The 20480-nt window shown below is 66.7% G+C and carries 17 protein-coding genes; 6 read left to right on the forward strand and 11 right to left on the reverse strand.

Annotated elements, in window-relative coordinates; genetic code table 11:
- Positions 1-3: 3 nt before the first annotated feature.
- On the forward strand, positions 4-432 hold the full coding sequence (locus tag AAFP30_RS17200) for a PPOX class F420-dependent oxidoreductase (RefSeq protein WP_419231184.1): 429 nt from the start codon (positions 4-6) through the stop codon (positions 430-432).
- Position 433: 1 nt separating this feature from the next.
- Here AAFP30_RS17200 and AAFP30_RS17205 read toward each other — a convergent pair whose 3' ends face one another.
- Entirely contained in the window at positions 434-1099 is a 666-nt protein-coding gene (locus tag AAFP30_RS17205; RefSeq protein WP_419231185.1) for a vitamin K epoxide reductase family protein, read from the reverse strand.
- A gap of 8 nt (positions 1100-1107) precedes the next feature.
- Entirely contained in the window at positions 1108-1842 is a 735-nt protein-coding gene (locus AAFP30_RS17210) for a DsbA family protein (protein ID WP_419231186.1), read from the reverse strand.
- A 122-nt stretch (positions 1843-1964) separates the two neighbouring features.
- Between AAFP30_RS17210 and AAFP30_RS17215 the strand changes: the two genes are divergently transcribed.
- From AAFP30_RS17215 to AAFP30_RS17225, 3 genes are all read left to right on the forward strand, one after another.
- On the forward strand, positions 1965-2642 hold the full coding sequence (locus AAFP30_RS17215) for a FadR/GntR family transcriptional regulator (protein ID WP_419231187.1): 678 nt from the start codon (positions 1965-1967) through the stop codon (positions 2640-2642).
- Positions 2639-3886, forward strand: coding sequence for a CynX/NimT family MFS transporter (locus tag AAFP30_RS17220; protein WP_419231188.1), 1248 nt, complete (start codon positions 2639-2641; stop codon positions 3884-3886). Before AAFP30_RS17215 ends, AAFP30_RS17220 begins: the two co-directional genes overlap by 4 nt.
- Positions 3887-4220: 334 nt before the next feature.
- Positions 4221-5504 carry a DUF222 domain-containing protein gene (locus AAFP30_RS17225; RefSeq protein ID WP_419231189.1) on the forward strand — a complete coding sequence of 428 codons (1284 nt, stop codon included), beginning with the start codon at positions 4221-4223 and terminating at the stop codon, positions 5502-5504.
- Positions 5505-5723: 219 nt separating this feature from the next.
- Here the strand turns inward: AAFP30_RS17225 and AAFP30_RS17230 are convergent, their stop codons facing one another.
- The 8 genes from AAFP30_RS17230 to AAFP30_RS17265 all read right to left on the reverse strand — a co-directional run bounded on the left by AAFP30_RS17230 (position 5724) and on the right by AAFP30_RS17265 (position 17082).
- Entirely contained in the window at positions 5724-6449 is a 726-nt protein-coding gene (locus tag AAFP30_RS17230; protein ID WP_419231190.1) for an aspartate/glutamate racemase family protein, read from the reverse strand.
- 5 nt (positions 6450-6454) lie between these two features.
- The gene (locus AAFP30_RS17235; RefSeq protein ID WP_419231191.1) at positions 6455-8023 is read right to left on the reverse strand and encodes an NCS1 family nucleobase:cation symporter-1; all 1569 of its coding nucleotides are present in this window, start codon (positions 8021-8023) and stop codon (positions 6455-6457) included.
- A 177-nt stretch (positions 8024-8200) separates the two neighbouring features.
- Complete coding sequence (locus AAFP30_RS17240) at positions 8201-8395, reverse strand: hypothetical protein (protein WP_419231192.1); 195 nt, start codon at positions 8393-8395, stop codon at positions 8201-8203.
- An 8-nt stretch (positions 8396-8403) separates the two neighbouring features.
- Entirely contained in the window at positions 8404-9753 is a 1350-nt protein-coding gene (gene gdhA, locus AAFP30_RS17245) for an NADP-specific glutamate dehydrogenase (RefSeq protein ID WP_419231258.1), read from the reverse strand.
- A 97-nt stretch (positions 9754-9850) separates the two neighbouring features.
- Positions 9851-10543 carry a GntR family transcriptional regulator gene (locus AAFP30_RS17250; RefSeq protein WP_419231193.1) on the reverse strand — a complete coding sequence of 231 codons (693 nt, stop codon included), beginning with the start codon at positions 10541-10543 and terminating at the stop codon, positions 9851-9853.
- Between the two features lie 8 nt (positions 10544-10551).
- Positions 10552-12561 carry an alpha/beta hydrolase family protein gene (locus AAFP30_RS17255; protein WP_419231194.1) on the reverse strand — a complete coding sequence of 670 codons (2010 nt, stop codon included), beginning with the start codon at positions 12559-12561 and terminating at the stop codon, positions 10552-10554.
- On the reverse strand, positions 12558-14357 hold the full coding sequence (locus AAFP30_RS17260; protein WP_419231195.1) for an N-acetylglutaminylglutamine amidotransferase: 1800 nt from the start codon (positions 14355-14357) through the stop codon (positions 12558-12560). The genes AAFP30_RS17255 and AAFP30_RS17260 overlap by 4 nt, the downstream gene beginning before the upstream one ends.
- 1 nt (position 14358) lies before the next feature.
- Positions 14359-17082, reverse strand: coding sequence for a glutamate--cysteine ligase (locus tag AAFP30_RS17265; protein WP_419231196.1), 2724 nt, complete (start codon positions 17080-17082; stop codon positions 14359-14361).
- Positions 17083-17228: 146 nt separating this feature from the next.
- Here AAFP30_RS17265 and AAFP30_RS17270 point away from each other — a divergent pair, with 146 nt between their 5' ends.
- Complete coding sequence (locus tag AAFP30_RS17270) at positions 17229-18416, forward strand: hypothetical protein (RefSeq protein ID WP_419231197.1); 1188 nt, start codon at positions 17229-17231, stop codon at positions 18414-18416.
- 3 nt (positions 18417-18419) lie between these two features.
- On the opposite strand, the gene AAFP30_RS17275 is transcribed toward AAFP30_RS17270, so the two are convergent.
- Entirely contained in the window at positions 18420-18887 is a 468-nt protein-coding gene (locus AAFP30_RS17275) for a hotdog fold domain-containing protein (protein WP_419231198.1), read from the reverse strand.
- Positions 18888-19001: 114 nt separating this feature from the next.
- Here AAFP30_RS17275 and AAFP30_RS17280 point away from each other — a divergent pair, with 114 nt between their 5' ends.
- Positions 19002-20480 carry an anion permease gene (locus AAFP30_RS17280; RefSeq protein WP_419231199.1) on the forward strand — a complete coding sequence of 493 codons (1479 nt, stop codon included), beginning with the start codon at positions 19002-19004 and terminating at the stop codon, positions 20478-20480.

Here is a 20480-nt window from a genome sequence, read left to right on the forward strand (position 1 = left end):
GCCATGGCAGCGACTCTGAACGATCCCGCGATCCGCGAATTCCTGAGCAGTGGCACCAAAACCGGGCACCTCGGCTACCTGGCCACCGACGGCCGCCCGCTGTCGGTCCCGATCTGGTTCGTCCTCGACGGCGACCGCATCGCCTTCAACACCGGCGCCGACACCGCCAAAGCCCGGGCCATCGCCCGCGATCCGCGGGTCGTGCTCAGCGTCGATCTTCCCGAGCCGCCGTACGCGTTCGTCCAGATCCAGGGGCGTGCGGTGACCGGTGACGACCTCGACGAGGTGAAACGGGTGGCGACGCTGTGCGGTGGTCGTTACATGGGCGCCGAGCGCGCCGAGGAGTTCGGTGCCCGCAACGGGGTGCCGGGCGAACTCGCGGTGTGGATCGAACCGATCAAGGTCATCGCCGCGCTGGACATGACCGCCTGAGTCAGATCAGCGTCGACCAGTAGTCCCAGAACTCGACGCCGATCGCGACGATCACCACCGCATACCAGACCGGCAGCAGCACCCACAGCCACGACCGGATCTCGCGGCCGCGGTGGGTGTCCGGGAGCACCCGGTTGATGGACAGGATGAGGATCGGCGCGGTGACCGTCCAGACGACCATGCAGTACGGGCACAGTGCGTGGATGCGGTAGACCGACTGGAATGCCAGCCAGTTGATCATCACGAATCCGGCTGCGGTGCACAGCGCTTGGCCGAGCCAGTACCACCGGGGCAGATAGACGCGGGCCATGGCGAGGACGCCGGTGACCACGATGACCGAGAATGCCGCGATGCCGATCAGCGGATTGGGGAAGCCGAAGATGGCCGCCTGCTTGGTCACCATCACCGAGCCGCAGGAGATGATCGGATTGATGCTGCAACTCGGTGTGTAGCCCGGATCGGTCAGTAGATGGAACCGCTCGACGGTGAGGGTGGCCGACGCGATCAGCCCGATCGCACCCAGGATCAGGACGGCGAGACCGGTCGCCGGCGAGACCAGGACCCGCGCGAGGAGGCCGCCCTCGTCGCGGCCGGCGTCGTCGGGGTCGGTCGGCGAACCCTCGGCCGGTGTCGGTTCGAGGAGATCCCCTGTGGTGGAGTCGGTCATCGCGTGTCCTACTTGTTCGCTGCCTCGTTGACCGCAGCGACGAGGGCGTCGGGTGTGGTCAGTTCGTACTTCTGGCCGTTGATCTTCACCGTCGGGGTGGAGTCGACACCGGAATCCATTGCCTGCTGGGTGGCTTCCTTCACGAAGCCGCTGAACTGGTTGTCGGAGATGCAGTTCGAGAGGTTCGGAGCGCCCGATTGCTGAGCGATGTCATTGAGCTTGTCGTCGGTGAGACCGGCGCTGCCCTCGGCGGGCTGCTGAGCGTAGAGGTTGTTGTGGAACTTCAGCCAGGTGTCGAAGTTGCCGTCTCCGGCGGTGGCCTGCGCGACGCACGCCGACGCGTTGGCCGAGCGCGATGAGTAGTTGGTCGTCGACATCTTGTCCAGGAACGCGATCGGCTGATAGTCGACGGCGACCTTCGGATTGGCCCGGATCTGGGCGAGTGCGTCGGCGAACTGTGTTTCGAACGCCTTGCACGCCGGGCACTGGAAGTCCTCGACGATGTTCACGGTCACCGGCGGAGTGGTGCCCTTGGGTGCCGCGGTGATCCGGTAGGCGTTGTTGGTCGCCACCGTCACGGTGTCACCAGAGACGTCGGTCGACTTGTGCGAGGTGGCCAGCCAGACGCCGAGGCCGGCGACGATCGCGACCAGCACGACCGCGGCGCCGATCTTCATCCAGAACGAACGACGCTTCTCCGCCTGACGCGGGTCGACGATCGGCTTGCGGCTTTTCTCGGCCACGGGGTTTCCTCACATCTCTCGACGGTGCTCTCCTGGCGTGCGCCCGAGGCGCCCGCCGACGCAGTACAGGGTACTGGCCTCGGCTGAAAGAAGCGTAAACATGGGATGTTAGGGTGTTTGGCATGCCTGACCTGATCACCCCTCCGCCGCGCACCAGTGAACTCGTGGTCAACCGGATGCAGGAGCTCATCCGCAGTGATGAGTGGCCGGTGGGCTCCCGGATCCCGGCCGAGCCCGACCTGGTCAAGCAATTCGGTGTGGGCCGCAACACCATTCGTGAAGCGGTCCGCGCCCTCGAACACGCGGGCATGCTGGCGCCCCGCCGCGGCGACGGTACCTACGTCCGCAGCCGCAGTCTTCTCGCCGCCGCGATGGTGCGGTCCGCACCCCGCTCCGACCGCCAGGATCTCCTCGAAGTGCGGCGCGGACTCGAGACCGAGGCGGTGGCCGCAGCAGCCCTGCGGGCCACGCCGGATCAGGTCGCCGAACTCCGGGGGCTGCTCGATGCCGCCGAGACGGCGCTCGCGGCCGGTGACCTCGATGCCTACACGGCCGCGGACATCGCGTTCCACAGCGCGCTGGTCGGCACGTCGGGAAATGAGCTGCTCATCGAGCTCTACGGCAGTGTCGTCGAGGTGATGCACCGGATGTTCACCGAAATACTCCGGCCGATCGTCGCCGACGGGGCACATCCCGCCGGGCATGGCGAGGTGGTGGAGGCCATCGCGGCCGGTGATGCGGCGGCGGCACGCGCCGCGGTGGCGTCGTACCTCGAGCACGTCCCGGGGGTGGTGGCATGAGTTCGCGATCATCGGCCGACCAGACCTCAGTCGACCAGAACTCGGCCGCCGCGGTGGACGCACCGCGCGGGGAGAGATCACAGACGCCGCAGGGGGCGGCCGCGGTGATCGCCGCGATCGGCATCATGCTGGTCGCCGCGAACCTGCGCCCGCCGGTGGTGTCGGTCGCACCGCTGATCGACGACATCACCGCCGACCTCGGATTCAGCAGTGCGGTCGCGGGTTTGCTCACCACGCTGCCGGTGCTGTGTTTTGGTCTCAGTGCGCCGTTCGCGCCGCGGCTGGCCGCTAGGTTCGGCATCGAACGCACCGTCTTCGTGTCGATGATCGTGCTGATCGCCGGAATGGTGCTGCGGTTCGTGCCCAATAGCGTTGCGCTGTTTGCGGGTTCGGCGGTGGTCGGAGCGGCGATCGGCGTGTGCAATGTGGTGTTGCCGTCGTTGATCAAACGGGACTTCGCCCATCGCTCCGGTCTGATGACCGGGTTGTATTCGATGACCCTGTCCGGGGGTGCGGCGATCGCCGCCGGGTTAACCGTGCCGATCGACCGCGCCGTCGGCGGAAATTGGCGTCTCACACTGATGAGTTGGTCGATGCTGGCGCTCGTCGCGGTGGTCGTGTGGATACCGCAACTACGACGAGTGCATCGAGTGGCCGTGTCGCACGCGCCACCATCGTTGCGACGCAATCGGATTGCGTGGGCGATCACGGTGTTCATGGGCACCCAGTCGCTGATCTTCTACACCTTCAGCGCGTGGCTGCCGACCTATCTGGTCGAGCTGGGCCGCTCCGACGCGCAGGCCGGCGCGATCCTCGCGATCGGTCAAGTCGTCGCGCTCACTGCGTCTTTGGTGATCCCGATCATCGCCGCGCGCTACGCCGACCAGCGACTCATCACCCTGATCGTGCTGGCGATCTGCGCCGCCGGCTTCATCGGACTCGTCTGCACCAACAGCCTCGTCACACTGTGGGCGATCATGATCATGATCGGCCCGGGTGCCTCGATCAGCCTGGCGCTGCTGTTCATGGTGCTGCGGAGCCCGTCGACCGCGGTGACCAGTCAGGTCTCCGGCATGGCCCAGTCGATCGGCTATATCGTTGCGGCACTGGGGCCGATCGTCATCGGCGCGCTGCACGACGCCACCGACTCCTGGAAGCTCGCGATGGGTGTGCTGGGGCTGGTGGTAATTCCGCAGGCATTGTCGACGCTTCTCGCGGCGAAGGACGTCAAGATCCGACTGTAGGCAGTGTGCGGACGCACTGTGACTGCCCACCGCCCGGCGCTATGAAGTTCGCACAGATCGTGCGCGGTACCGATTTTCGTCGGTGCGTGGAAATGTGCTGCGCTGACTGCCCTCTCACTCGGGCGGTCCGTGCTGGGAACCTGATACGCACCATAACCGACGCCACCGACAGTTCTGGCCATGCGTTCACCCGGCGGAGGTGGCCAATCTTGTCGGAGGCCCGCGATATGCTGGGGGTTTCCACTCGATTGAATGATCCAAAATTGTTGATGCCCAACCAAATTGGACGTTGCCAAACCCTTGACTCGAACGTGTGTGCGAGTACAGTGGAGGCATGCCCGAACCAGTCGCCACCCCCACCGCCCCGCCGAACACCACCACCGCAGTCAGCGCGCTGCTGTCCGCGGTCTATGACCTCGACCTCGGCCGGATCACCTCCGGCCGGGAGGCCTTCGAGACCACGAAGGTGATGATCACTGCGGTCAGCGCCCTGAGCTACCAGCTGGCGGTGTGCGCGGCCCACATGGACCGGCTGGGCGTGGCCAAGCAGCGGGACAACGGCAAAACCAAAGCCTTGTTGATCACGATGGGGTTGGCGCCGTCGGTGGCCGAGCGGACCCTGCGGATCGGGTTGGGTATGCCGCGGATGCAGCTGTTGGCGGGGTATGCCGAGGACGGTGTCCTTCCGGCCGAGCATCTCGACGCGATTGTTTCCGGGGTGGCTCACGTGGCACGGCGGGCGTTGGACGGGTTGTGCGACGAGGAACGTCGCGAGGTGGAGGTGGAGTTGATCGCGCAAGCGATGTCGGGGGCGACACCGAAACAGATCAGCACCAAGGCTCGCGAACTGGGTAACACCTTCGCCGCCGAGACCGGTGGCTTGCCGGCGGCCGAGGACCGCAGTATCAACGAGTTCACCGTCTCCGAAACCTCCGACGGTCGGATCGCAGTGCGCGGGGATCTCGACATCGTCACCGGCACCAGGCTGCAGACCGCGATCGAATCGCTGGTCGACCCTCGACCACAACCCGACGGCTCGAAAGATGCTCGTACCCCAGGGCAGCAGCGCGCCGATGCGCTCAACCTGGTTCTCGAGGCGGCCGCGAGTAACCCGACCCCGTTCGTCGCCGCCCCGCACACCGATCTGAACGTGACGGTCTCGGCCAACACTGCCGCGCCGGCCACCCTGCAATGGACCTCCGCGCTGACCCAGGCGACCGCTGAACTGCTGGCCTGCGACAGCAAAGTCACCGAAATCGTTCTTGACGGAGAAGGTGTACCGCTGCACATGGGTGTGAAGAAACGGCGGTTTCCGCACCACCTCCGCAAGGCGATCCTGATCCGCGACACCTGTTGCGTCAAGTGTGGGGCACCGGCCTGGATGGGTGAGTGTCACCATATCGCCTACTGGAGTCATGGTGGCCCAACAGATTTGGACAACGGGTGCCTGTTGTGCGCCTCGTGTCATGCCCAGATCCACGCCTCGGATTGGGAGATCGTCATGGGCGTCGACCGGCATCCATGGCTAATCCCACCGGCCACGGTCGATCCCGCGCGAATACCGTTGCCCGCCTACAACAGGCGCACCATGACGCTCGACGATCGGGTCGCCGCGTGATGGTGTCGATACGCCCCTCCTTCGTCGGGGCTATTCACCCAGCGGTGGGCAGAAGTCCACCGTGACGAAAGGTTTCGACACGCCCCTCGCCCAGCGGCTCGGGACGGCTCAACCAGCGTATGGCGCAGCACATTTCCGCGCACCCGACGACTCGGGATCGCGCACGATCTTTGACAACTCCATAGTGAACCCTCGCGGGCCCTGCCCGCGCAGCGGTGGTCACTGGCCGAAATCACCCAAGAGTCCGGTGTACGGCTTGGGTGGCGGTGGGGCGAACTCGCCCGACGCGGTGCCGGTGCGTAATCCCATGGCGGCCATGGCGGTCAGCATGCCGACGCCGGCGGCGACGCCGTCGATCACCGGGGCGCCGATCGCTTCGCTGATCCGCTCGGGCAGGTCGGCCATGCCGGCACATCCGAGGACGATCGCGTCGGAGCCGTCGGCGAGGAGTGCTTCGCGGCAGGCTTTTTCGAGGATCTCGGCGGTGGCCGGGTTGGACTCGAGCTCGAGGACCGGGATGTCGCAGGCGTGCAGGCCGCGGCAGCTTCGAGTGAAGCCGTAGTGGTCGACGAGATCGGCTGCGCGCCCGATGGTTCGGGACAAGGTGGTGACGACGGAGAACCCGCGGCCCAGCGGCGCGGCGATATGCATGGCGGCCTCGGCGATGCCCAGCACCGGTGCGTCGGCGAGCTCGCGGGCGGCGTCGAGGCCGGGGTCGCCGAAGCAGGCCAGCAGATAGCCGTCGCAGCCGGGATTGTCGGCGATGGCCCGCAGCACGCCGGGTACGGCGAGGGCCTCGTCGTAGTGACTCTCGATCGAGGCCGGGCCCATCGGCGAAGTGACGGCGACGATGTCGGCGTCCGGGCGGACGACGGCCCGCGCCGCGACGGCGATGACGTCGGTCATCGCCGTCGCGGTGTTGGGATTGATGATGCAGATCCGCATGGTGATTAGAGCGCCGTCTCCTCGAGCGTGCCGTCCTTGGCGGTCGGCAGTACCGCCGGCTCCTCGCCGGTGGCGTAGATGAAGCTCTTCGGCGCGTATCGCATGCCCAGCCAATAGAGCACGCCACCGGCGGCCGCGCCCATGAACCAGGTGAAACTGGCCTGATACGCGGTGCCCCAGATGACGAAGCTGATCGGCAGGATCGACGCGACGATCACCGTGATGACCGCGACCGGATTCCAGCCGTTGCGGTAGGCGTAGCTCTTACCGGCGTCCATGCTGAACAGGTCGTCGACCTCGATCTTCTGCTTCTTGTTCAGATAGAAGTCGGCGATCAGGATGCCGAACAGCGGGCCGATCACCGCGCCGAGCGTGTCCATCGTGTAGTGGATCGCGGTGGGGTTGTTGAACAGATTCCACGGCGTGATGAGGACCGATCCGACAGCGGCGATCATGCCGCCGGTGCGCCAAGAGATCTTGGTGGGGGCCACATTCGAGAAGTCGAAGGCGGGGGAGACGAAGTTCGCCACGATGTTGATGCCGATGGTGGCGATGGCGAAGGTGAGCACACCGAGCACCGCAGCGGTGGTGTTGTCGATCTTGTCGACGATGTGCACTGGATCGGTGATGATCTTGCCGTCCTCGTCGTGCCCGATCACGGTGGCGCCGGCGGACACGGTGCACACCACGAGCAGCGAGAAGAACAGGAAGTTCACCGGCAGGCCCCAGAAGTTACCCCTCTTGACCTCATGAAAACTCTTGCCGTAGCGGGAGAAATCGCCGAAGTTGAGCATCGGGCCGGAGAAGTACGAGACCACCAGCGCGGTGGCGCTGATCATCTGGGTGATCGACGACCATCCGGACAGGCCGGGACCTTCGGACAGATCGAAGCTGACATTGCTCCAGCCGGCCTTCACGATCAGGTAGGCGGCCAGCGCGATCATCACGACATAGACTGCGGGACCACAGAAGTCGATGAACTTGCGGATGGTGTCCATGCCATTCCAGAACACGAACGCCTGCAGCACCCACATGAGGATGAAGCCGGCCCAGCCGAGGACGCTCAGGCCGAGGAAACCGTGCTGATCCACATCACCCCAGGGTTCGAGGCCGGGCCAGAACTTGAGGGCGAGGAGGCCGAACGCGACCGACGCCAGGTAGGTCTGGATGCCGTACCAGACCACTGCGATGCACCCGCGGATGATGGCCGGGATGTTGGCGCCCTTGACGCCGAAGGCAACTCGCGTGGTCACCGGATACGGCACGCCCGCCAGCTGCGACGGCTTGGCGACGAGGTTACACAGGACGTACACAATGATGATGCCCACGATCAGCGCGACCAGCACCTGCCAGGCGGCGATCCCGAGGGCGAACAGACTGCCCGCGAAGACATAGCCGCCGACGCTGTGCACGTCGGACATCCAGAACGCAAAGATGTTGTACCAGGTCCACTTCTGCTCTTTGAGTGGCGCGAGGTCGGAGTTGGTGAGCTGCTGGTGGTAGTCCAGCTTGATGACGCTTTCCCCGGCGGCGCTGTGATGCGTCTCGACGGCCGCGTCGGCGGATGCGGACATGGTGATCTCCCGGTCGGTCGTGGGTGACGAGCTCGTCAGCGCGCGCGACGTCGGGAACGCTGATGGGACAAACGTAGAAACGGTTTGTTACCCCACGATGAACAGGCAGATATATCTTCCGGGAGGTTGTGCCGGGATTCGACCAGCGTCGAGATCGAGCCGCAAAGCGCGGAGTGATCAACCGGCGGAGGGGTGGGCGTCGAGCCAGGCGCGGACGGCCGGGTCGGCGGAGGTCACCACGCCCATCTCCTCGCCGCCGTCACAGGTGCGGAGCGAGACCGTCACCGAATCGCGGCGACGCGCGATGACCTCCACCAGTCCGCCGGAGTCGTGCCAGCGGACGATGGTGGCCAACGCGTCGTCGTCGGACATCGGGTCGCTCAGACCACACCCAACGCGAGCATCGCGTCGGCGACCTGGGTGAAGGCCGAGATGTTCGCGCCGACAACGTAATTCCCCGGCATGCCGTACTCGTCGGCGGTGCTCAGGCAGCTGTCGTGGATGCCGCGCATGATGTCGGCGAGACGCTGCTCGGTGTAGTCGAAGCTCCACGAGTCGCGGGAGGCGTTCTGCTGCATCTCCAGCGCGCTGGTCGCCACGCCGCCCGCGTTGGCGGCCTTGCCGGGGGCGAAGCCGACCGACGCCTCGTTCAGCGCCCGGACGGCGTCGGGGGTGGTGGGCATGTTCGCGCCCTCGGCGACAATGCGGCAGCCATTGCGGATCAGCATCTCCGCGTCGGCGGCGTTCAGTTCGTTCTGGGTGGCCGACGGGATGGCGATGTCGGTGGGGACGCTCCAGATGGACCCGGATTCGACGAATTGCGTGCCGGAGCCACGCCGGGTCACGTAGTCGGCGATACGACCGCGCTCGACGAGCTTGATCTCTTTCATCAGCTCGAGGTCGATGCCGTTCTCGTCGACGACGAAGCCGCTGGAATCCGAGCAGGCGACGACGTGTCCGCCGAGCTGCTGCACCTTCTCGATCGCGAACAGCGCCACGTTGCCCGAGCCGGACACGACGACGCGTTTGCCGTCGAGGGTCTGACCGCCGGCGGCGAGCATCTCGCGGACGAAGAAGACGGTGCCGTACCCGGTCGCCTCGGTGCGCACCTGCGAACCGCCCCAACTCAGCCCCTTACCGGTGAGGACGCCGGATTCGTACCGGTTGGTGATGCGTTTGTACTGGCCGAACAGATAGCCGATCTCGCGGCCGCCGACGCCGATGTCGCCGGCCGGGATGTCGGTGTGCTCGCCGATGTGGCGATAGAGCTCGGTCATGAACGACTGGCAGAACCGCATGATCTCGGCGTCGGAGCGGCCCTTGGGATCGAAGTCGGCGCCGCCCTTGCCGCCGCCGATGGGGAGGCCGGTGAGGGCGTTCTTGAAGATCTGCTCGAAGCCGAGGAACTTGATGACGCCCAGGTAGACCGACGGGTGGAACCGCAGACCACCCTTGTAGGGGCCCAATGCGGAGTTGAACTCGACGCGGAAACCACGGTTGATCTGGACGTCACCGGCGTCGTCGACCCACGGCACCCGGAAGATGATCTGACGCTCGGGCTCGCAGAGGCGGGTGAGGATGCCGGCGTCGGCGTAATGCGGATGCTTGGCCAGGACCGGCCCCAGGGTGTCGAAGACCTCGTGCACTGCCTGGTGGAACTCGGCTTCCCCCGGATTGCGCGCCACGACCTGGGTGAACAGATCCTGGACCGATTCGTCGAGCGTTGTCACCGTCACGGGTGCTCCTATCGGTCATATCAGACGAAAAGACACCCCGCAGCCTATCGAGTGACAGTTTCTCTCCCGAGGCGCCCCCATTGGGGGAGCGTCAGTCGTGGCGTACGTCGAGGTCGGCGGCCGCTTCGATGATCGCGCTCTCGAGGCGCTGGTGATGGATTCGCGCGACGTCGAGGACGGCGGCCGGATCCCGAGCCGTGAAGCCGTCGAGCAGGGCGGCGTGGTCGTCGTTGAGGGCTTGCTGCACCTGCGTGCCGACCGCGCGCATCACCTGGAAGGGTTCGGTGAGATTCCAGGTGGAGTCGAACATGTGCAGCAGCCGCGGCATTGCGCATGGGGTGGTCAGCTCGCGGTGGAAGCTGCGGGAGATGTCGTGAAAGGCCTTGCGGTCGTTGTACTTCACTGCGGTGACCAGGTCGTGGTGGTGGCCGCGCGCCCGGGTGATCGCGGCGTCGTCGATGAGGTCGATGGCCCGCGCGAGCGCCGCCTGCTCGAGGGTGCCGCGGACGAAGTAGATCTCCCGCAACTCCTCGGTGGAGAGCTGGCTGACCCGATACCCGGCGTTGGGCTGATGGACGACGAGTCCCTCTCCGACAAGGGTTTTCAGGGCTTCGCGGACCGGGATCGGTGACACGGCAAAGGCGTCGGCGACCTCGCCGGGCGGGATCTGCGCGCCCGGCGGGGCACCGCCGGACAGGATGAGCCGTCGTAACTCCTCGAGCACGTTGGCATGTGTGCTGTCCGAGCGGGTCTCGACCAGCTGCGCGATCAGCCGGTCGGTCATCCGGGACCTCATCGGGGAGTCACCGGTTTGGTCGGGTGGTCGCGGATCCAGCCGGCGACCGCCTCGGTGAGTCGCTGCTGGTTGTGCCGCTTGACGATCTCGTGGCCCTCGTCACTGAACATCAACAACTGCGCGTTCGCGCCGAGTGCCCGGAGTTCGTCGACCATCTGCTGCGATTCGCTGACCGGCACATTGGTGTCGTGGGCGCCGTGCACCACCAGCAGCGGTGCGCGCACCTCGCCGATGCGGTGGATCGGCGACAGGTCGGCGAGCAGTTCGCGGTCGGATTCCGGGTGCCCGTATTTGGTGTAGGCGGCCACCGCGATCCACGGTTCGGTGTTGCGGAAGAACGACTCCAGGTCACTCATCCCGCAGATCGCGATGCCCGCGGCGAACAGGTCGGGATGAAAGGTCAAGCACGCCAACGTGAGATAGCCGCCGTAGGAACGGCCGGACACGTACAGCGCGTTCGGATCGGCAATACCCTTGGCGCACAGGTAATCCGCACAGTCGGCGGCGTCGTCGATCCCGGCGTAGCGGCCGTATCGGTCGTCGGCGTGGGAGAACAGTCGGCCATATCCCGACGAACCGCGCACATTCGGTGCGAACACGGTGATCCCGGCGGCGACGAGGGGGCCGAACAGGAAATGATAGTCGGGCCGGGTCTGCGCCTCGGGGCCACCGTGGAAGTAGAGCAGCGCGGGACCGGGCGCCTGACCCGCGTCGGTGGCGCCACGAAACAGCCAGCCGGACAACGGCATTCCATCGCGTGCGGAGAACTCCACCAGTTCGGGACAGAGTGCACTCGACGGACCGGCACCGGTGACGACGTCGTCGCGGACGGCGGTGACCTCGCCGGTCAAGGTGTTGACCAGGTGGACCAGCGGGGAGTGCTGTGGACTCGACACCGTGAGTGCGATGAGCGTGCCTGCGGTGCTGATCGACAGATCCGATGCGACATCGCCGGGCAGCGGGATCGGCTCGTGCAGTGTCTGGTCGGGCAGGGTGAGGATCTGTAATTCGCTGCGGCCGTCGATGTTCCAGAGCATGGCGACGGTGGACTGATCGTGGCTGACCGCGAATGAGTCGAGGCCGGCGCCCGCCCGTTGGGCAAGCACCCGGAACCGCACGCCGTGGCGCCCGACCTCGACGCCGAGCAGGCGCGGATACTTGGCGTCGAAGTCGCTGGCGACGATCGCCTGCACGCTGTCCAGATCGCGGTCGGAATCCTGTGGGGGAGAAACGAACACCACCGAGGGGTGGTCAAATCCCTGATCGAGGATGTACCCCTGGTCGGTCACCGCGCCTGGATCGTTGGGCAGCAGCGGGGTCATGGTGACCTCGTCGGACGCTTCGTCGGCGCCGGGAGCGTAGCGCGCGGGCCGGGTGTCGGCTGTCAGTCGGCGACGCAGCAGCAGCATGTCGCGGTAGCCGCGCGGCCCGACGCGGACCAGGGTGGCGCCCTTCCACGAGTCGATGAGTTCCCCGCCGACGCGGACGTCGAGTGTCTGGGTGGTGCCGGTACCGGGATGTACGCGCAGCGAGTGCGCGGTGCCGTCGATGTCGGTGGCGACGATGAGCACCCAGTCGGTGTCCCAACCGACGAGGGAGACGGTGCCGAAGGAGCGTCCGTCGGGGCGGGTTGCGGCGATCCGGTGCATGGTGTCGTCGTCGGGATCGGTGGTGACCACCCATACCTGGTGGTGTTCACCGCCGCTCGGCGCGATCTCGACCGCGAGCCAGCGGCTGTCGGTGGAGTGCACCACTTTTCGCACCGGACCGGTGGACCGGATGTGCACCCAGCGCAGGTCGCCGACGCCGTCGCGGGACAGCGAGCGTTGTGCCGCACGGGGATACCCGGTGCCGTCATCGACGATGTAGGCGAACGCGGACCCGTCGGGCGACACCGACGGGCCGTAGGTGTGCCAACCGCGGTCGTCGAAGTCGACGTCGTGGGTGGGAATGGCGGGATGCGGATTCACGCCGGAACCGATGGCGGAGGGGTTGTCGATACTCATCGGGCGCGCAACGTTTCCATGCTCTGCAGCCACATCTCGAGCAAGGCAAGTTGCCAGAGTTCGTTGCTGCCCAACGTTGTTCGGGTGCCGTTCGGGTTGGCGAGCAGCGTGTCGAGCGCCTCCGGGCGGTACAGGCCGCGGTCGAGGGCGGACTGTGAACGCAGCGCGTCGGTGACCAGGTCGAGGACACCGCCTTCGAGATGGCGGATGCCGGGGACCGGGAAGTAGCCCTTGGTACGGTCGATGACTGCGGCCGGCAGCAGCGAGCGGCTGGCTTCCTTGAGGACGCCCTTGCCGCCGTGTGCGAGTTTGAGATTCGGTGGGCAGGTCGCCGCGAGTTCCACGAACTCGTGGTCGAGGAACGGCACCCGCGCCTCGAGCCCCCAGGCCATCGTCATGGTGTCGACCCGTTTGACGGGGTCGTCGACGAGCATGATGGTGGTGTCGAGACGCAGGGCGGCGTCGACGGCGGTGTGTGCGCCGGGTGCTGCCTGGTGTGCCTTGACGAACTCCCAACTCGGGTCGTAGTCGTCGGCGAGTTGATAAGCGGGGGAGAGGAACTGGCTGATCGCCGCGTGCGGTCGATCGAAGAACACCTTTGCGTAGGCGGGGGTGGTCTGGTCTCGCGGCACGTCGGCCAGCGGCGGATACCAGCTGTACCCGCCGAGGATCTCGTCGGCGCCCTGCCCGGACTGCACCACCTTGATCGACTTGCTGACCTCCTCGGACAGCAGATAGAAGGCGACGCAGTCGTGGCTGATCATTGGTTCGCCCATCGCGGCGACCGCGTCGGGGACTGCGGGCAGCAGGCGTTCGGTGCCGATGTGGATCTTGTGGTGATCGGTGGCGAAGGTGTCGGCGATGACGTCGGAATATGCGTACTCGTCGCCGGATTCGCCTCCCGCGGAGTCGAATCCGATGCTGAAGGTGGCCAGATCGGTCTGTCCCTGCTCGGCGAGCAGCGCGACGACCAGCGACGAGTCGATGCCGCCGGACAGCAGCACCCCGACGGGCACGTCGGCGACCATGCGCCGGCGTACCGCCGTGCGCAGCGAGTCGACGAGTTCGTGCTGCCAGCGTTTCTCGTCCCAATCGGCGCGATCCGGATGCGGCGCGAAAGTTGGCTCCCAATACCGTTTTTCGGTGCGCCGGCCGTCCGGGGTGATGGTGGCGACGGTGGCCGGTGGCAGCTTGCGGATGCCGTTGTAGATGGTGTGCGGCGCGGGCACCACGGCGTGGAAGCTGAAGTAGTGATGCAGGGCGATCTGGTCGATACTGGTGTCGATGTCGCCGGCGCGCAGCAGGGCCTGCGGCGACGACGCAAACCGCAGGCGGCCCGGTTTCTCGGCGAGGTAGAGCGGTTTGATGCCGAGGCGGTCGCGGGCCAGGGTCACCACCTGAGTGTCGGTGTTGACGACGGCGAAGGCGAACATGCCCAGGAAATGGTCGACGCAGGCGGCGCCCCAATGGTGGAAGGCCTTGAGGATGACTTCGCTGTCGGCGTGGGAGAAGAATCGGTAGCCCGCCGCCTGCAGTTCGGCCCGCAGTTCCTGATGGTTGTAGATGCAGCCGTTGAACACCAGTGCCAGCCCGAGGTCCGGGTCGATCATCGGCTGCGCGCCCCGTTCGGACAGGTCGATGATCTTGAGACGCCGATGGCCCAGCGCCACGCCGCCTTTGGCGAAGATGCCGGAACCGTCGGGACCGCGCCGGGTCATCTCGCACGTCATGGTGTCGACGGCGGCGACGTCGGGAGCCGTTCCGTCGAATCGGATCTCGCCACAGATGCCACACATGTCAGTTCCTGCCCTCCGCGGTGCCGCCGGGGATCTGCGCAACGCCCTGGAGTCCAGGGGTTCCTTGGATCCACGTGTCCTTGCCGCCGCCCCCGCGCGACGAGTTCACGATGAGGCTACCGGCCGGCGCCACCCGGGTGAGTGCCGCCGGCGCGACATGCGCCTCGATCTCGCGGTCGGTGTCGCGGAGATGGACGAAGGCACGCAGGTCGACGTGGTGGGCGTAGAAGCCGTTGCCGTCGAAGGTGGGATGGGTGGACAGTGCGACAACCTCCTGTGCGATGAAGCGTTCCGGCTGCGTGAGCAGATCCTTCCGTCGAGCCGCGAGTTGTTCCTCGGTGCATTCGGGTCCGATGGTGATTCCGGAACCGCCCAGACCGTCAATGGGTTTCACGACGAGGTGTTCGAGGTTGTCGAGCACGTGGTCCCGCTGGTGACGTTCGGCGCACAGCCACGTCGGTACCTGGTCGAGCAGCGGTTCCTGCCCGAGGTAGTAGCGGATCATCTCCGGTACGAAGTAGTAGATGGCCTTGTCGTCGGCGACGCCGTTGCCCAGCGAATTGGCGATGGAGAAGCGGCCGCGGGCCAGGCCCGCTCGGATGCCGGACCGCAACGGCACGTCGTCGACGCCGGTGGAGGACAGCAGCATGTCCTCGTCCATCCGGACGTAGGCGGTGTTGACCGGCACCCGCCGGGTGCCGTGGTGTCGCCAGATGCGGCCGGTGTCGCGGCCCGCGGTGGTGACCGACAGGTTCTCCGGGGTCACCAGTTCCAGTCCGGCGCCCTCGGCGAGGAGTTTGTGCTCGAACCACGCGGAGTCCTGCCAGCCGGAGCTGAGCATGATGTCGATGCCGTCGGGATGCGGATCGGCGGGGGCCGCGGCGGCGATGGTCGCGGCGATCATGGCGGGCACGCCATCGACCGACAGCGTGTCCGGCGGCACCGGGATCTCCGGCAGGAACTGGCTCATCAGCGCGCGGTTGGACATGGCGTAGGCGACGCCGGACGGTACCCGCAGGTTGTCTTCGAGCACCATGAATCGGCCGGGTTCGGCGGAGACCAGGTCGGTGCCGGAGATATGCGCCCGCACCCGCTGCCAGGTCGGCAGCCGTCCCGTCTCGCGGTAGCCGGGGGCGCGGTCGAGGGCCTCGATCGGGATGACGCCGTCGTGGATGATCTCTTGCGGACCGTAGATGTCGACGAGGAAGGCGTTGAGCGCCAGTGCTCGCTGACACAGCCCGGCACTGACGTCGGTCCAGTCCTGCGCGCCGATGTAGCGGGGGACGACGTCGAGGGGGAACAGCTGCGCCCGCGACTGCCCGGTCACCTTGAAGGTCACGCCGTCGATGCTCTGTTCCCGCTCGATCCGGTACTGCCGCTTGCGGAGTTCGATGGCGCCGAGTTGTGCTGTGGCCGAAAGTATCTCGGCATAGCCAGGGCGTGGTTGGCGGCTACTGGAGACGGCCTCGTCGAAGGCGTGATCCTCGGGGGAGTCGACAGCGGGCGCGTCTGCGGGGACGGGCACGGACTGGTACCCATAGAGCAGGGTGCCACCCGGATCCGGCGGCAGGGTCTCCGGCGCGAGGGTGCCTGCGGTTTCGGCGAGCAGGCGATCGACGACGGCGGTGAGTCGTCCGCGCCGGCGGAGTTCCCGGCGCTGCCGAGCCGATGAGCTACCGGCCTCGAGTGCGTTGGCGGCCAGTCGGGCGACGGTGCTCCAGTCGCCGGTGGACTCGAGTTCGGGACGCAGCGAGGTGGTCAGGTCGTCGACGATGTCGGTCGCGGGACGGGGCCGGGCGTCGAACATGTCGATGAGGTCGCCTTCGAGTCCGGCGCGCGCGGCCTGCCAGATGGCCGCACGGTAGAGGGTGGGGGACACCGGAACGTGTGGCGCGGTGAGGCGGCTCGCCTCGCGCATGGTGAGGGCCCGGAACAGCCCCGCGATCAGCGTGATGGTGTCGACGGACGGGCAACTGTCGCACACCCGCAGTTCCAGGGTGGGCACTCGCGCCGACGGACGCACGTCGAAGTAGACCATGCCGGGATCGGTGATCACGCCGCTGCTGATCAGCCGGTCGATCTCCCGGTCGTAGGCGTCGGCGGTGTGCACGTTCGGAAACGGACCGGTCGTCGGCCAGCGTTGCCAGACGAGAGTGCGCGAACTGGCGTACCCGGTGTCGGAGCCGTCGGACCAGAACGGGGAACTCGCCGAGATGGCGAGCAACGTCGGTACGTACGGCGCGAGTCGCGTCGCGATGGCGACCGCTTCGTCCCGGTCGGCGGTGTCGACGTGGACCTGGGTGCCGCAGATCAGCTGTTCGCGGGCGAGGAGTTGGTAGTCGGCGAGCATCCGTCGGTAACGGGCGGTCTCGGTCACCCGCATTTCCGTCGGCACGGCCAGTGGGACCGATCCGGCGGCGACCACCCCGATGCCCAGTCCGCGCGCGGCCTCCACCAGTACGGTTCGATTGGTGTGCAGGTCGTCACGCAGATCGTCGAGTCGGGTGAACACGCCACTGTTCGCCTCCACGACGCAACGCTGCAGCTCCTCGACATATGGCCCACCCGGCGGCAGGGTGGCGAGCAGTTCGGGTGCGCGGGTGGTCAGTCGGGAGGTACTCAGGTCGACGAGGTGGAACTCCTCCTCGACGCCGACCCGGCGGATGCCCGTCCGATCGTCGATCCGGGCGTCGTCAGGTTCCGTGCGCTCGGTACCAGACGTCATCGTCCCAGCCTAGGAGTTGCCGGGCGGGTCGGCAGGGTGAGCGCAATGGGCGGACGGTGTCCGGAGAGCGCGCAATAGCTCCGAACCCGGTGCCGTTGACGGTGGGTGCGCCTATTATTTCCGGGTCGAGGGAAGGGGTCGCGGCGATGGTGCACACGCGTTTCATCCGGATTCTGGTCAGCCTGGTTGTCGGGGTCGTCGTAGGGGGTGTGCTGACCGCGCCCGCGGACGCCGCTCCGCAGGGGACCGCGCCGTCGCCGGCGTGCGCATGGGAGATGCGCAACAAACCAGGGGAACTCAATCTCGGTTTCCCGGAGACCAACGCGACCTACTGGGTGCAGCCGTACACCCTCGGGTCCGGCGACTGGATCGAACTGCACGGCACCTATCCGGCGGCCCGGTATTTCTCCATCAACAGCTATGGGCTGAACTTCACCGCGGCGAACTGGTTGCACGACACCCAGATTCATCCCGACGCGGGTAGTCGTAACCCGTACTCGGGCGAGGGCTCCGGACCGGGTCGCCGGTGGACGATGCGGGTGGTGCGCGACAACCGGCGCGCAGATCCGGCACGCAACGAGATCGCCGCGCCCGCAGTGGGACTGCTGATCCAGCGGGTCTATGTCCCGACTGATCCGTTCTCGCCCAACGGTGGTGCGCCGCTGCCGACGGTGACCTTCCATGTCGGCGGCGGGTCGACGACACTGCAGCCGTGTGCGGACTCGTATGCCAGTACCGGCCTCCTGGGTGGCCTCGTGACCGCAGGCGTGACGGTGCCACTGATCGGCGCTGCCAACGCGGCATTCCCGGGGACCATCCCGGAGGCCCGCTTCGTGAATCCCGCCACCACCGACGGGCTGCTGGCCAACGGCGAGGGCCGCTACCTCGGGGCCATCGTGTCCTACCGGCCGGGCCGGGTCGTGGTGATCCGGGGCAAGGCGCCGAGCTTCGGGATGGGTAAGGATGTGCGCTACTGGTCGATGTGTACCAACGACCGGGTGCCGCCGTATCCGGTGACCTACTGCGCGCCCGACCATCGGACCCGGCTGGACTCCGACGGGTACTACACCTACGTGGTCGCCGCCCCCGCCGAGGCCCGTGCCGCGGCGCGCCCCGGAGTGACGATCATCCCGTGGGGCAGCACCGCGGTGCCGCAGCATGTGCTCGTCTATCGCGAGATGCTGCCGAACGGGTCGTACTATCCGCGCAGCGTGATGGCGTCGCAGGCGCGGGGCACCAATCCGGCGGTGAGTATGGGAGCCGGGTTCCCGCGGGCGACCTACTGCGACGCCGACGTGGTGCGGACGCGAGGAGCGAAGGCCTGCTACGGCTAGCGGCTACCGCGGCGTCACCCAGGTGGTGATGTCGCAGTGCACCACCTCGGTGCCGTGGGTGTCGAGCACCCGGACATTCACCACGAGGTCGGTGCCCTCGGTCAGCGACGCGAAGTCGACCGGTTCGGCGAGCACAGCCTCGGCGGTCAGCCGGGTCGTCGCCTTGGCCAGGTACCGGGTGGTCATCGCCTTGGGAATCCACCGGTGGGTGTCGGGCGTGGTGGCCTCCATCAGCATGCCCATCGACGCTTCCGCGAGGTTGCACGCCGCGATCGCGTGAAAGGTACCCAGGTGGTTGTGTACGCCGAACCAATTGGGTGCGCTGACGCGGCAGAAACCGGGGCGCATCTCCTGGACGACGGGCAATACCGTGCCGAAGTAGGGCACGCGGGCGACCATGCCGAGGGAGAACAGGGCGTGGCCCAACAGATTGTCGGGGAGTCGACGACGGAGGGCATAGGTGGCACTCATCCCGATACCTTACTATGCGGTAAGTTATGGTCGTTCGTGAGGAAACGATGACCCGCGGGTAACGGTTCGTCGAACGCGCTGCTGATGTCGGAGTCCGTGGCGATCATGAGAACCATGACGTCCTCGCGACCGGACCCGACCAGTGATACGAATGTCGTCCGGGCACACGAGCATCCGCACTTCCACTTCACACCGATCTGGTACAAGGCGGCCATCCCCATCGTGGTGGGGGTCATCGTCTACTTCTTGCCAGTGCCCGACGGGGTCGAACCCGACGGCATGCACATGCTGGGGATCTTCGTCGCGACGATCCTGGGGCTGATCCTGCAGCCGTTGCCGACCGGTTCGGTGGCGCTGGTCGGGATCGCGATCGCGATGATCACCAAGACGATGGCGATGGACGACGCCCTCGCCGGGTTCGCCAACAAGACGGTGTGGCTGATTGTCGCGTCGTTCTTCATCGCCGAGGGCTTCATCGTGACCGGGCTGGGCCGTCGGATCGCCCTGGTGTTCGTGCGGGCGATCGGGAAGTCGAGTCTCGGCCTGTCCTACGGCATGGCGGTCACCGACCTCATCCTGGCGCCGGCCACCCCGTCGAACACCGCGCGCGCCGGTGGTGTCGTCTATCCGATCATCCGGTCGCTGGCCGAACTCGAGGATTCCCGCGCCGACAGCGACGAGTCACGGAAGAAGCTGGGCGCGTACCTGCTGTTGACCGCTCTGCAGGTCAACGTGATCACCTCGGCGATGTTCATCACCGCGATGGCCGGCAACCCCCTCGCCCAGGATGCGGCCGCCAAACAGGGCATCGACATCAGCTGGGGTAAATGGGCACTCGCGGCGATCGTGCCCGGACTGGTGAGCCTGATCGTGGTGCCGTGGGTGATGCAGAAGCTGTATCCGCCGACCGTGCGCAAGACCCCGGAGGCCCCCGACCTCGCCCGCGCCCAACTCCGCGAGGCCGGCAAGATGTCGGTCCACGAGTGGATCATGGCCGGCACATTCGTCCTGCTGCTGGTCCTGTGGTGCCTGTCCGACCAGCTCAACGTCGACGCCACCGCCACCGCGTTCCTCGGTATCGCCATCCTGCTGGTGACCGGGGTCCTCACCTGGAGCAACCTGGTCAGCGACAAGGGTGCCTGGCAGACGCTGGTGTTCTTCGGAGTGCTGGTGGCGATGGCCGACGAACTCAAACAGCTCGGGGTCATCGACTGGATCGGCGACAAGGTCGCGAGCAGCGTCGACGGCCTGCCCTGGATTGCGGCGTTCGCGATCCTCACCCTCGTCTACTTCTACGTGCACTATCTGTTCGCGTCGAACACCGCGCAGATCGTCGCGATGTACGCGGTGTTCCTCGGCGCAGCCGTCGCCACCGGCGCACCGCCGATGTTCGCGGCGCTGGTCTTCGGTTTCATCGGCAGCCTGTTCGGCGGTCTCGCGCACTACTCGTCGGGGCCGGCCGCGGTGATGTACGGCTCCGGCTACATCAAGACCTCGGAATGGTTCCGGGTCGGCTTCATCATGTCGATCGTGATCATCGCGATCTGGACCGTCGTCGGCGGTGCGTGGATGAAGGTGATCGGGGTGTGGTGA

Source organism: Gordonia sp. CPCC 205515, assembly GCF_048537925.1.
In the GTDB taxonomy this organism is placed as follows: domain Bacteria; phylum Actinomycetota; class Actinomycetes; order Mycobacteriales; family Mycobacteriaceae; genus Gordonia.